Source organism: Streptomyces sp. NPDC001970 (assembly GCF_053594115.1).
In genome coordinates, this window is record NZ_JBSFDW010000030.1 from 86,943 (window position 1) to 100,454 (window position 13,512).

At 69.8% G+C, this 13,512-nt stretch carries 11 protein-coding genes; all 11 read left to right on the forward strand.

What is annotated here, in order from left to right; genetic code table 11:
* Positions 1-129 precede the first annotated feature (129 nt).
* The 11 genes from ACWCP0_RS30175 (at position 130) to ACWCP0_RS30225 (ending at position 13,471) form a co-directional block, all read left to right on the forward strand.
* Positions 130-642, forward strand: coding sequence for a hypothetical protein (locus tag ACWCP0_RS30175; RefSeq protein WP_451081923.1), 513 nt, complete (start codon positions 130-132; stop codon positions 640-642).
* Positions 635-2,185, forward strand: a complete 1,551-nt coding sequence (folC, locus tag ACWCP0_RS30180) for a bifunctional tetrahydrofolate synthase/dihydrofolate synthase (protein ID WP_451081924.1) — start codon at positions 635-637, stop codon at positions 2,183-2,185. Before ACWCP0_RS30175 ends, folC begins: the two co-directional genes overlap by 8 nt.
* Before the next feature lie 5 nt (positions 2,186-2,190).
* Positions 2,191-2,556 carry a DUF4233 domain-containing protein gene (locus ACWCP0_RS30185; RefSeq protein ID WP_451081925.1) on the forward strand — a complete coding sequence of 122 codons (366 nt, stop codon included), beginning with the start codon at positions 2,191-2,193 and terminating at the stop codon, positions 2,554-2,556.
* Positions 2,557-2,700: 144 nt separating this feature from the next.
* Positions 2,701-3,111 carry a nucleoside-diphosphate kinase gene (ndk, locus tag ACWCP0_RS30190; protein WP_451081926.1) on the forward strand — a complete coding sequence of 137 codons (411 nt, stop codon included), beginning with the start codon at positions 2,701-2,703 and terminating at the stop codon, positions 3,109-3,111.
* A gap of 299 nt (positions 3,112-3,410) precedes the next feature.
* Positions 3,411-4,430, forward strand: coding sequence for a rod shape-determining protein (locus ACWCP0_RS30195; RefSeq protein WP_351227578.1), 1,020 nt, complete (start codon positions 3,411-3,413; stop codon positions 4,428-4,430).
* A gap of 168 nt (positions 4,431-4,598) precedes the next feature.
* Positions 4,599-5,660 carry a rod shape-determining protein MreC gene (gene mreC / locus ACWCP0_RS30200; protein ID WP_451081927.1) on the forward strand — a complete coding sequence of 354 codons (1,062 nt, stop codon included), beginning with the start codon at positions 4,599-4,601 and terminating at the stop codon, positions 5,658-5,660.
* A gap of 18 nt (positions 5,661-5,678) precedes the next feature.
* On the forward strand, positions 5,679-6,347 hold the full coding sequence (gene mreD, locus ACWCP0_RS30205; protein WP_451081928.1) for a rod shape-determining protein MreD: 669 nt from the start codon (positions 5,679-5,681) through the stop codon (positions 6,345-6,347).
* A gap of 19 nt (positions 6,348-6,366) precedes the next feature.
* Entirely contained in the window at positions 6,367-8,541 is a 2,175-nt protein-coding gene (gene mrdA, locus ACWCP0_RS30210) for a penicillin-binding protein 2 (protein WP_451081929.1), read from the forward strand.
* A 3-nt stretch (positions 8,542-8,544) separates the two neighbouring features.
* Positions 8,545-9,744, forward strand: coding sequence for a rod shape-determining protein RodA (gene rodA / locus ACWCP0_RS30215; RefSeq protein WP_451081930.1), 1,200 nt, complete (start codon positions 8,545-8,547; stop codon positions 9,742-9,744).
* Between the two features lie 74 nt (positions 9,745-9,818).
* Entirely contained in the window at positions 9,819-11,450 is a 1,632-nt protein-coding gene (locus tag ACWCP0_RS30220) for a CYTH and CHAD domain-containing protein (RefSeq protein ID WP_451081931.1), read from the forward strand.
* A gap of 95 nt (positions 11,451-11,545) precedes the next feature.
* Positions 11,546-13,471, forward strand: coding sequence for a TIGR03960 family B12-binding radical SAM protein (locus ACWCP0_RS30225; protein WP_451081932.1), 1,926 nt, complete (start codon positions 11,546-11,548; stop codon positions 13,469-13,471).
* Positions 13,472-13,512: the final 41 nt, after the last annotated feature.

Sequence of the window (13,512 nt, forward strand, 5' to 3'; positions counted from 1 at the left end):
CTCTCGCCCTTCGAGCCTGTCCGGCGTTCCGGAACGGACACGAGGGTCGAGGGGCGGTGCCGGCCGCACCCGAGCCCGGATCGGCACTCGCTCGCGTGCGCCGCACCTCGCACCTCGGATGATGGAGGCATGCCGCACATGCCTGCCGCCCTCGCGCTGCGCAGCGCCGTCGGGGCGGGGCGCCGGTACGCGGACCGCTGGGCGGTCTCACCGCGTGCCGTCGACGCCGTCACGGCGCTCAGCTGCTTCGCGCTGATGCTGCTGGACGTGCCGGGCCTGGCCAAGGCGGACAACTCCCTGGGCCGGGTGAGCGCGACCGTCGTCCTGGCGGCCGGCGCGGCGACGCTGCTGCGGCGCCGGGCGCCTTGGGTGCCGTACCTGGCCGCTCTCGGCTGTCTGGGCTGGCTGCACGTCGGCAATCCGCCGGCGGCCGAGAACCCGGCCCGCGAGCGGCCCGTGCCGAGCGGGACCGGCACCTTCTCGATGCGCGAGCGGGTGGAGCATGGGCGGCACGCTCACCGCGGGGCCGCGGGACGGCTCGTACCACGTGCTGGCCCTGCTCCCGTCGGGCTTGTGAGGGCACGGGCAGGCGGGCCTCGGCCGTCGTGTCGGTGGGCCTCCGTAGACTGGCAACGTGAGTGAGCAGCAGCAGCCGGATCCCTTCGACGACGCCGAAGACAGCGACGGCGTCGGCAACGTCCACGAGCCCGACGTGTTCGACGAGATCGTCGACGCAGAGACCGACCGTGACCCCGACCTGGCGGTGATCGAGGCCGGCAGCCGCACCCTGCGCACCCAGGCCGGGCCGCCCCAGGGAGACCAGATGCCCGCGCGGCCCGCCGATCCGGAGGTGGACAAGGCGCTGCGCGAGGTCGAGGCGGACCTCGCGACCCGCTGGGGCGAGACGAAGCTTGAGCCGTCGGTCAGCCGGATCTCCGCGCTGATGGACGTGCTGGGCGAGCCCCAGCGCGCGTACCCGTCGATCCACATCACCGGCACCAACGGCAAGACGTCCACGGCCCGCATGATCGAGGCCCTGCTCGGCGCCTTCGAGCTGCGCACCGGGCGGTACACCTCGCCCCACGTCCAGTCGATCACCGAGCGGATCAGCCTGGACGGTGTGCCGATCGCCCCCGAGCGCTTCGTCGCCACGTACCACGACATCAAGCCGTACGTGGAGATGGTCGACGCGGCCCAGGAGTTCCGGCTCTCCTTCTTCGAGGTGCTGACCGGCATGGCGTACGCCGCGTTCGCGGACGCGCCCGTCGACGTGGCCGTCGTCGAGGTCGGCATGGGCGGCAGCTGGGACGCGACCAATGTCATCGACGGGTCGGTCGCCGTCGTCACCCCGATCGCGCTGGACCACACCGACCGGCTGGGTGACACGACGGCCGAGATCGCGGGCGAGAAGGCCGGCGTCATCAAGCAGGGCGCGACGGTGATCCTGGCGCAGCAGCCCGTGGAGGCCGCGCAGGTCATGCTGAAGAAGGCCGTCGAGGTGGACGCGACGGTGGCCCGCGAGGGCATGGAGTTCGGGGTCGTGTCCCGTGAGGTCGCCGTCGGCGGGCAGCTGCTGACGCTGCGCGGGCTCGGCGGGGAGTACGAGGAGATCTTCCTCCCGCTCTACGGTGCCCACCAGGCGCACAACGCGGCGGTGGCGCTCGCCGCGGTCGAGGCCTTCTTCGGCATCGGCGAGCAGCACGCGCGCACGCTCGACATGGACGCGGTCCGCTCGGCGTTCGCGTCCGTCGTCTCGCCCGGCCGTCTCGAAGTCGTGCGCCGCAGTCCGACCGTCGTCCTGGACGCCGCGCACAACCCCGCGGGGGCGCAGGCGGCCGCCGACGGCATCACGGAGGCATTCGGCTTCTCGCGGCTCATCGGTGTCGTCGGCACCAGCAGCGACAAGGACGTGAAAGCGGTCCTCGAAGCCTTCGAGCCGGTCTTCACGGAGATCGTCGTCACGCAGAACTCCAGCCATCGCGCGATGAGCGCCGACGAACTGGCCGCGGTCGCCGTGGAGGTCTTCGGCGACGAGCGGGTGGTCGTCGAGCCGCGCCTCGACGACGCGCTGGAGGCGGCGGTGACGCTCGCCGAGGAGGAGGCGGAGTACGCGGGCGCAGGCGTCCTGGTGACCGGCTCCGTGATCACGGTCGGCGAGGCCCGCCTGCTGTTGGGGAGGGGCTGAGTTCCATGCGTACGCTCTGTGCGTCCACGCTGATCGGCGAGTTCTTCGTGATCGGCTTCGCCGGTCTGGTGGCGATGAAGACCGACGGGCTGTCCATGACGCTGGTCTGGACGGTCTGCGGCATCGCGATGCTGCTGTCCGTCCTGTTGTGCGGGATGATCACCCGCCCCGGCGGGGTGCAGCTCGGCTGGGTCCTGCAGATCGGCCTGATCGCGAGCGGTTTCGTGGTCCCGGTGATGTTCATCCTCGGCGTGGTGTTCGCCGCCCTGTGGTGGGCCTCGGTCCACTACGGACGGAAGGTGGACGAGGCGAAGGCGGCATGGGCCGCGCAGCAGGCCGTCAGTCCTTCGTCAGAGCCTGACGCTGCGTAACGGGTGGCGTCGGGCGCCCTGTAGCCTCTGCATGCCGGCCTGTCCAGCACCCCTCACCCCGAGACCGACTCCCGGACTCGACATCCGAGACTCGACATCCGAGACTCGGGACACCTGAGACCCGCACTCGAAGGAGCCCGCACAGTGAGCCAGCGCACGCTCGTCCTGCTCAAGCCCGACGCCGTACGCCGCGGCCTGATCGGCGAGATCATCGGCCGTATCGAGAGCAAGGCCGGCTGGCAGATCACCGCGCTGGAGCTGCGCACGCTCGACCGCGCGACCCTGGAGCAGCACTACGCCGAGCACGTGGGCCGGCCGTTCTACGAGCCGCTCGTCGAGTTCATGCTGTCCGGCCCGGTCGTCGCCCTCGTCGTCGAGGGCGAGCGCGTCATCGAGGGCATCCGCACCCTGACGGGCCCGACCGACCCGATCGCGGCCGCCCCCGGTTCCATCCGCGGCGACTACGGCACGATCGTCCGGGAGAACCTCATCCACGCCTCGGACTCCGAGGAGTCCGCCATCCGGGAGCTGAAGCTCTTCTTCCCGGCGGTCTGACGGCTCTTCCTCCCCGGGTCCTTCCTGATTGCTCGTCAGCCATCCAGGGCCCTGGCCTGGGGCGACCGAAGGAATTTCGGTCGCCCTTCGGCATACGAATCCCGATACCGGGAACGCATCGCTCCGAATCGTCGTCACCCTTACTGAGGCGGTCCAGCGCGCGGTGTCCGTGCAGGCGGCACTACGATGGAAGCCTTCACGCCACAGCGCCCGTGCAACACCTCCTGCCTACCTGAAAAGCCATCAAAGCTCGATTTGGGAAGGCCCGACGCATCCTCATGGGAAACAAGGGGAACTCAATGTCGTTCATCGGCCGTGACATGGCTGTCGACCTCGGGACCGCCAACACGCTGGTGTACGTGAGGGGTCGTGGGATCGTCCTCAACGAGCCGTCCGTCGTCGCCATCAACACGAACACCGGCGGCATCCTCGCGGTCGGCGCCGAAGCCAAGAAGATGATCGGCCGCACGCCGGGCAACATCGTCGCGGTGCGCCCCCTGAAGGACGGCGTGATCGCCGACTTCGAGATCACCGAGCGGATGCTCCGCTACTTCATCCTCAAGATCCACAAGCGCCGCTGGGCGGCCCGTCCGCGCATCGTGGTCTGTGTGCCCTCCGGCATCACCGGAGTCGAGCGCCGCGCCGTCATCGAGGCCTCGACGCAGGCCGGCGCCCGCCAGGTGCACATCATCGAGGAGCCGATGGCCGCCGCCATCGGAGCGGGTCTTCCGGTCCACGAGGCCACCGGCAACATGGTGGTGGACATCGGCGGCGGCACCACCGAGGTCGCCGTGATCTCCCTCGGAGGAATCGTCACGGCACAGTCCATCCGGGTCGCCGGTGACGAGTTGGACAACGCGATCATCCAGCACATCAAGAAGGAGTACAGCCTCCTTCTCGGCGAGCGCACCGCAGAGAACATCAAGATCACCATCGGCTCGGCGTACGCCATGGACAAGGAGGAGCACACCGAGATCCGCGGCCGCGACCTGGTGTCCGGCCTGCCGAAGACCGTGGTCATCTCCGCCGCCGAAGTCCGCAAGGCCATCGAGGAGCCGGTCAACGCGATCGTCGACGCCGTGAAGACCACGCTCGACAAGTGCCCGCCGGAGCTGTCCGGCGACGTCATGGACCGCGGCATCGTCCTCACCGGCGGAGGCGCCCTGCTGCGCGGCCTCGACGAGCGGCTGCGCCAGGAGACCGGGATGCCCATCCACATCGCCGAGGACCCCCTGGACTCGGTCGCGCTCGGCTCCGGCAAGTGCGTCGAGGAGTTCGAGGCGCTCCAGCAGGTGCTGGACGCCCAGCCGCGCAGGTAGCGGACACAACCGAAGCCTTCCCCGGTCGCCCGTCCGGCCCGGGGGACCCTTGTGCGGGCGCTGCCGGACCCATACGGCGGATCGTTGGTATAACGGCACAAAGCAACATCACAGAGCACAACGGCACGCAGCACACACATTCCTATGAGGAAGGCACGGCCGCCGCACGTGAGGGACACGAAAGAGAGCCGGCTGCTCCTGGTCCTGCTGATCGCCATCGCGTTCGCACTGATCACGGTGGACATCCGCGGCGGCCAGGAGTCCCCGGTGGACGGCGCCCGGCAGGCCGCAGCCGCGGTGTTCGGACCGGTCGAGAACGGCGTGGCAGCCGCCGTCGATCCGGTCGGCAACGCCATAGGAGCGATCCGGGACTCGGGGGAGCGCCACAACCGGATCGCCGTGCTGGAGCGGGAGAACGCGGCGCTCAAGGCGAGGCTCGGCAGCGACGCCCGCAACCAGAGCCGGCTCCGCCAGCTCGACGACATGCTGAAGAAGGCGGCCAACGGGCAGTACGGCATCAAGGCCGCGGAGGTCATCGCCATAGGAGCCGCCCAGGGCTTCTCCTGGACCGTCACCATCGACGTCGGTTCCCGGGACGGCATCCTCCGCGACATGACCGTGCTCAACGGCGACGGGCTCGTCGGCCGCGTCACCACCGTCGGTCCGGACACCGCGACCGTACTCCTCGCCAACGACCCGGACTTCACGGTCGGTACGCGGATGGAGGGCAGCGACGAGCTCGGCTTCGCGACCGGTCAGGGCGACCAGCCGCTGTCCGTGCAGCTCCTCAACGGCAAGGCGAAGGTGAAGAAGGGCGACCGGCTGGTCACCTTCGGCTCGCAGGCCGACAAGCCGTTCGTACCCGGAGTCCCCGTCGGCGAGGTCGTCCGCGTCGACCCCTCCGGCGGCGACCTCACGCGGACCCTCTTCGTTCGTCCGTTCGCCTCCTTCTCCAAGCTCGACATCGTCGGAGTCGTCGTCCAGGCGCCCCGCACCGACCCGCGCGACACGGTCCTCCCGGCGAAGCCGAAGCCGACTCCCACACCCACGGTCACGGTGACGGTCACCCCGTCGCCCAACGGGCAGGGACAGGGCGAGGGTGAGGGCGAGGACAACGGCAACGCCACGGACAACGGCACCGGTACGGACACCGCTGCGGACAACGGCACCGGTACGGACACCGGGGCGGATACCGGCCCGGGCACGGACACCGGCCGGGACGACGAGTAGCAGGAGGAGTTGAATACCATGCGCTTCAACCGGATGCTGCTCTCCACCACGCTCGTGGTGGTCGCCCTCGTCGTCCAGGTCTCCGTCCTCGCCCGCCTCCATCTCCCCGGAGCCGTCCCCGACCTGCTGCTGCTCGTCGTCCTCGCCCTGGCGCTCGTGTACGGGCACGTCAGCGGCGCCCTCATCGGCTTCGGTGCGGGCCTGCTCGCCGACCTCGCCCCGCCCGCCGACCACGCCGCGGGACGCTACGCGCTCGTGCTGTGCGTCATCGGCTATCTCGCGGGCCTGGTGAGGCCGGAGACCCGCCGGCTCACCTCGGCTACGGGACCGATGCTCGTGGTCGTCGCCGCCGCCGTCGGCTCCACCCTGCTGTACGCGGGCGTCGGCGCCCTCGTCGGAGACACGGCCGCCCGCCATGTCGGCCTGGGTTCGCTGCTGTTCACCGCAGCCGTGTACGACCTGCTGCTCGCGCCGTTCACCGTGCCGCTGATCATGGCGCTCGCCAGACGCGCCGAGAACGATCCGCTCGCCGACGGCCAGGCCGGCGCGTCCGACGTGTCCAACGCCTGGACGTCCTTCGGCACCGGACTGCGGATCGGCAGCCAGCGCAGCGGTGGACTGCGTGTGAAGGCGGCCAGGACGCGGGCGTCCCGTGCCGGGCGCATCAAGGGAATCAAGCGACTGTGATCGAGGGGGCAACGGCAGCGTGAGCAACATTCCCGAGACCGGGCGGACTCCTCGCGTCCAGATCCGGCTCGTCGTCATCCAGGTCCTCGTCTTCTCCCTCTTCGCCACCCTCGGCGGACGCCTCTGGTTCGTCCAGATCCGCGACGGCGAGGAGTACGCCAGGGAGGCCTCGGGCAACGGCGTCCAGCAGGTCGTCCAGCCCGCCGTCCGCGGCGCGATCCTCGACGCCCGTGGGGTGCCGCTCGCCGACAACGAGACCCGCCTCGTGGTCTCCGCGTCGCGCACCGACCTCATGAAGATGAAGGACGACGGCAAGGGCGTCCTCACCCGGCTGGCCGGGGTCCTCGGCATGACGCCGAAGGACGTCATGGACAAGGTCCGGCTCTGCGACGCCGAGACCCCGCAGCCCTGCTGGAACGGTTCCCCGTACCAGCCGATCCCGGTCACCGACGAGGCCACCACCCAGCAGGCCCTCCAGATCCGCGAGCGCGCCGAGGACTTCCCCGGCATCACCGCCGAGCCCACCGCCGTACGCCGCTACCCCGCCCCCGGCAAGGCCAACACCTCGCAGGTCCTCGGCTATCTCTCGCCCGTCACCGACCAGGAGATCGAGAAGGCCAAGGACACGGACTCGCCGTTCCTCCGTTCGGACCAGGTCGGCCGCTCCGGGCTCGAGCGTACGTACGACAAGGAGCTGCGCGGCAAAGCCGGCGTCACCCGCTACGAGGTCGACAACCTCGGCCGCGTCATGGGTCAGGCGAAGGCCGACAAGGCCGAGCCCGGCGCCAATGTCGTCACTTCCATCGACGCCCGCGTCCAGGCGGTCGCCGAGTGGGAGCTCAACAACGCGATGAAGGAAGCCCGCAAGGTCTTCGACGACAACACCAACCGCAACTACAAGGCGGACTCGGGCGCCGTCGTCGTCATGGAGGCGAAGACCGGCCGTGTGGTGGCGATGGCCTCGCTGCCCACCTATGACCCCAACGCCTGGGTCGGCGGCATCTCCGCCAAGGACTACGCCAAGCTCACCGGCAAGAAGTCCAACTTCCCGCTGCTGAACCGGGCCATCCAGGGACAGGCCGCACCCGGCTCGATCTTCAAGGTCGTCCCGACCACCGCGGCGGTCAACGCCGGCTACGACTTCAAGGGCCGCTACGCCTGCCCCAGCTCGTACTCCATCGGCAACCAGGTCTTCAAGAACTTCGAGTCCCAGGGCCACGGCAGCATCACCCTCGGCCAGGCCCTCGAGGTCTCCTGCGACACGGTCTACTACGCCCTCGCCCACCAGCAGTGGCTCAAGGACGGCGGCCTCAAGCCGAAGAAGAACGCGGCGGACTGGTTCTACAAGACCGCCCACCAGTTCGGCCTCGGCGCCGAGACCGGGATCGACCTGCCCAACGAGGAGACCGGCCGGGTCCCCGACCGCCGCTGGAAGCAGAAGTTCTGGGAGGCGAACAAGGACTACTGGTGCAAGATCGGGAAGAAGGGCGGCACCTACGTCCAGCAGCTCTCGTACGAGAACTGCCTCGAAGGCAATCTGATGCGCGCCGGTGACTCCGTCAACTACTCCATCGGGCAGGGCGACACGCTCGTCACCCCTATCCAGATGGCCACCATCTACGCCGCCATCTCCAACGGCGGCACCCTCTACGACCCCACGGTCGGCAAGGCGGTCCTCAGCCCGGACGGCAAGAGCGTGCGGGAGATCAAGCCCACGTCCCACGGCAAGCTGCCGATGGACGCCAAGACACGCAACCTGATGAACGAAGCCCTGGCGGGCGTCGCCACCCGCGGTACGGCCGCCTGGCGATTCGGCGGCTGGCCGCAGGACAAGATCCCGATGCACGCCAAGACCGGCACGGCCGAGGTCCACGGTAAGCAGACGACCTCATGGTTCGCCACGTACACCAAGGACTACTCGATCGTGATGACGATCTCTCAGGGTGGTACGGGCTCCGGTGCCTCGGGCCCCGCCGTGCGCAACATCTACAACGCGCTCTACGGGCTGGACATGGAAGGCAACCAGGACCTCAAGAAGGCCCTCCTGCCGCAGCCTCAGAAGACCCTGCCGAAGATCAACCCCGACGGCACGATCGACGCCCCGCAGATCAAGCCGTACGCGCCGCAGAAGCCGAAGCCGGAAGAGGACAGCACGCTGGCGGGCCCGCCGGCCGCGACCGGGCGGAGGGACTGACCCATGGCCGGTACCCACGGCTTCTCGGTCGCCCGGTACGCCCCCGAACGCGGGCCCTGGGCCCGGCTCACCGCCCGGGACTCGATGCTGCGGCGGCTCGACTGGCCGATGCTGCTGTCCGCGATCGCGCTCTCGCTCATCGGCTCGCTGCTCGTGTGGTCGGCCACCCGCAACCGCACCGAGCTCAACCAGGGCGACCAGTACTACTTCTTCTTCCGTCATCTGCTGAACACCGGCATCGGCATCACCCTGATGGTCGGCACGATCTGGCTCGGGCACCGGACGCTGCGCGGTGCCGTTCCGGTGCTGTACGGGATCTCCGTGCTGCTGGTCCTGCTCGTGCTCACACCGCTCGGCGCGACGATCAACGGCGCGCACGCCTGGATCCAGGTCGGCGGCGGATTCTCCCTGCAGCCCTCCGAGTTCGTGAAGATCACGATCATCCTGGGCATGGCGATGCTGCTGGCGGGCCAGGTCGACGCGGGCGACCAGGTCCACCCCGACCACGGCACCGTCGCCAAGTGCCTCGGCCTGGCGGCCGTCCCCATGGCGATCGTCATGATGATGCCGGACCTCGGCTCGGTCATGGTGATGGTCGTGATCGTGCTCGGCGTGCTGCTCGCCTCCGGCGCCTCCAACCGCTGGGTCCTCGGGCTGATCGGCGCGGGCGTGGCGGGCGGCGTGCTGGTCACCGCGCTCGGCCTGCTGGACGAGTACCAGATCAACCGCTTCGCCGCCTTCGCCAACCCCGAGCTCGACCCGGCGGGCGTCGGCTACAACACCAACCAGGCGCGCATCGCGATCGGCTCCGGCGGACTGGTCGGCACCGGGCTCTTCAAGGGCTCGCAGACGACGGGCCAGTTCGTGCCCGAGCAGCAGACCGACTTCGTCTTCACGGTGGCGGGCGAGGAACTCGGCTTCCTGGGAGCGGGCTTCATCCTCTTCCTGCTGGCCGTGGTGCTCTGGCGGGCCTGCCGGATCGCCCGCGAGACGACCGAGCTGTACGGCACGATCGTCGCTGCCGGGATCATCGCCTGGTTCGCCTTCCAGTCCTTCGAGAACATCGGGATGACGCTCGGCATCATGCCGGTCGCCGGGCTCCCGCTGCCGTTCGTGTCGTACGGCGGCTCGTCCATGTTCGCCGTGTGGGTGGCCGTCGGACTGCTCCAGTCGATCCGTGTCCAGCGGCCGATAACGGCCTAGGAGCAGCACGCCCCGGACCGAGAACGGCTCGGTTCGTACTGACGCGGGGGCGCCAGGGCGACTAGATTTTGTTCATGGCGGACACGAAGCGGGAAATCGAGCGCAAGTACGAAGCCAGTGCCGGGGCCGAGCTCCCGGACCTGACCGGCGTCGCCGGGGTGACGGCCGTCGTCGACCAAGGCGTGACCGAACTCGACGCCGTCTACTACGACACCCCGGAGCTCCGCCTCGTCGCGGACGGGATCACGCTGCGGCGGCGCACGGGCGGCGACGACGAGGGCTGGCACCTGAAGTTCCCCGTCTCCGTCGGCATCCGCGACGAGATCCGCGCTCCCCTCGCGGACACGCTGCCGGGCGCGCTCGCGGGCCTCGTCCGCTCGCGTACGCGCGACGTCGAACTCGTTCCCGTCGTCCGGCTGCGCTCATCGAGGGACGTCCGCCACCTGGCCGACGACCAGGGCGAACTCCTCGCCGAGCTGTCCGTCGACTCCGTGCGCGCGGAACGCCTCACGGAGGGCGGCGGCGCGACGTCCTGGGCCGAGATCGAGGTCGAACTGGCCGACGACGCCGACCCCACGCTGCTGGACGCGGTCGAGAAGCGGCTCCGTACGGCGGGTGTCCTCCCGTCACCGGCGACGTCGAAGCTGGCGCGGGCGCTGGAGGAGACCGCGCCCGGCTCCGCCGAAGCCGAGACCGCCGCCGGGGCCGCCGCCGCGCCGGGCGAGGCCGACGCCTCGGCGCGCCCCGGCAAGAAGACCAAGGCCCCGAAGGCCCCGAAGGCCGCCAAGGCCGTCAGGGACCGCGGGGCGCGGCTCGGCCCCAAGGACGCCGGAGAGTTCGTCCTCGCCTATCTACGGGAGCAGCGGGACGCCATCGTCGCGCTCGACCCCGCCGTGCGGCGGGACCTCCCCGACGCCGTGCACCAGATGCGGGTCGCCACACGCCGGATGCGCAGCGCTTTCAAGACGTACCGGAAGATCGTCGACCGGGAGGTGACCGACCCGCTCGGCGACGAACTCCAGTGGCTCGCCGGAGAGCTGGGCGCCGCCCGCGACCAGGAAGTGCTCGCCGAACGGTTCCGCGACCGGATCGACGCGCTGCCGAGGACGCTGCTGCTCGGCCCCGTCCGGGGGCGGCTGCGGATCTGGGGGAACGCGCACCGCGCGGACTCGCGGCGCCGTTCCGTCGCCGTACTCGACACCCAGCGGTACCTCGCCCTCCTGGACGCCCTCGACGCGCTCCTCGACGAGCCGCCCCTCCTCGAAGCGGCCACCGCGAAGCCCACCGACGCCCTCCCCAAGGCCGTGATCAAGGACTACGGCCGCCTGGCCGACCGGGTCGCACACGCCCTCTGCCTCCCCGCCGGCCAGGACCGCGACCTCGCCATGCACGAGGCGCGCAAGGCGGCCAAGCGCGCCCGCTACGCCGCGGAGGCCGCCACGCCCGCACTCGGCAAGCCGGCCAGGAAGTTCGCCACGCGTATGAAGGCGGTCCAGACCGTCCTCGGTGACCACCAGGACAGCGTCGTCGCCCGCGACACCCTCCGCGACCTCGCGATCCAGGCCCACGCCGCCGGCGAATCGACGTTCACCTGGGGACTTCTCCACGGCCACGAAGAGGCCTCGGCCGCCGAACGGGAGCGCGAGCTCCCCGCCGTATGGCACAAGGCGTCCCGGCCCCGGCTGCGCGTGGCACTGGCGAGCTGACCCAGGTGCTTCCGTGCCTCAGGGGCGGGCAAAGGGCACCTCTCGATCGGGTTACGCTTGAGAATCGCCCTTTGCCAGCCCACGAAGGTTTCCTGATGTCTGCCGAGTCGGTCTTCCCACAGCTCGAAGCTCTGCTCCCGCATGTGCAGAAGCCCATCCAGTACGTCGGTGGTGAACTGAACTCCACGGTCAAGCCGTGGGAGAGCTGCGACGTGCGCTGGGCGCTCATGTACCCGGACGCGTACGAGGTCGGACTGCCCAACCAGGGCGTCATGATCCTCTACGAGGTACTGAACGAGCGCGAGGGCGTCCTCGCCGAGCGCACGTACAGCGTGTGGCCGGACCTCGAGGAGCTGATGCGCGAGCACGGCGTGCCGCAGTTCACCGTGGACAGCCACCGCCCCGTCAAGGCCTTCGACGTGCTGGGCCTGAGCTTCTCCACGGAGCTCGGGTACACCAACATGCTCACGGCCCTCGACCTCGCCGGCATCCCGCTGGAGGCCAAGGACCGCACCGTCGACGACCCGGTCGTCCTCGCCGGCGGCCACGCGGCCTTCAACCCCGAGCCGATCGCGGACTTCATCGACTGCGCGGTCATCGGTGACGGCGAGCAGGCCGTCCTGGAGATCACCGAGATCATCCGCGCCTGGAAGGCCGAGGACCGCCCCGGCGGCCGCGAGGAGCTGCTCTTCCGCCTCGCGAAGACCGGCGGCGTGTACGTTCCGCGCTTCTACGACGTCGAGTACCTGCCCGACGGCCGCATCGGCCGCGTCGTACCGAACAAGTCCGGTGTGCCGTGGCGCGTGTCCAAGCACACCGTCATGGACCTCGACGAGTGGCCCTACCCCAAGCAGCCCCTCGTCCCGCTCGCCGAGACCGTCCACGAGCGCATGTCCGTCGAGATCTTCCGCGGCTGCACCCGCGGCTGCCGCTTCTGCCAGGCCGGCATGATCACGCGCCCCGTGCGGGAGCGCAGCATCACCGGCATCGGCGAGATGGTCGACAAGGGCCTCAAGGCGACCGGCTTCGAGGAGGTCGGCCTGCTGTCGCTGTCCTCAGCGGACCACAGCGAGATCGGCGACATCGCCAAGGGTCTCGCCGACCGGTACGAGGAGGACAAGATCGGCCTGTCCCTCCCGTCCACCCGCGTCGACGCGTTCAACATCGACCTGGCGAACGAGCTGACCCGCAACGGCCGCCGCTCCGGTCTCACCTTCGCCCCCGAGGGCGGATCCGAGCGCATCCGCAAGGTCATCAACAAGATGGTCTCGGAGGAGGACCTGATCCGGACCGTCGCCACCGCATACGGCAACGGCTGGCGTCAGGTGAAGCTGTACTTCATGTGCGGCCTGCCGACCGAGACCGACGACGACGTGCTGCAGATCGCCGACATGGCGACCAAGGTGATCCAGAAGGGCCGCGAGGTCTCCGGCTCGAACGACATCCGCTGCACGGTGTCGATCGGCGGCTTCGTGCCCAAGCCGCACACTCCCTTCCAGTGGGCCCCGCAGCTCTCCGCCGAGGGCACCGACGCCCGTCTCGAGAAGCTCCGCGACAAGATCCGCGGCGACAAGAAGTACGGCCGCTCCATCGGCTTCCGCTACCACGACGGCAAGCCCGGCATCGTCGAGGGCCTGCTCTCCCGCGGTGACCGCCGCATCGGCGCCGTCATCCGCGCCGTCTACGAGGACGGCGGCCGCTTCGACGGCTGGCGTGAGCACTTCTCGTACGACCGGTGGATGGCGTGCGCGGAGAAGACGCTGCCCGAGGTCGGCGTGGACGTCGACTGGTACACGACCCGTGAGCGTACGTACGAGGAGGTCCTGCCCTGGGACCACCTGGACTCCGGCCTCGACAAGGAGTGGCTCTGGGAGGACTGGCAGGACGCGCTCGACGAGACCGAGGTCGAGGACTGCCGCTGGACGCCGTGCTTCGACTGCGGTGTCTGCCCTCAGCTCGATCTGGACATCCAGATCGGGCCCACGGGCAAGAAGCTGCTTCCGCTGACGGTCGTGAAGTGACGGTCGTCACGTAACACTCCTGCGACGGCCCGGCCCGGGGG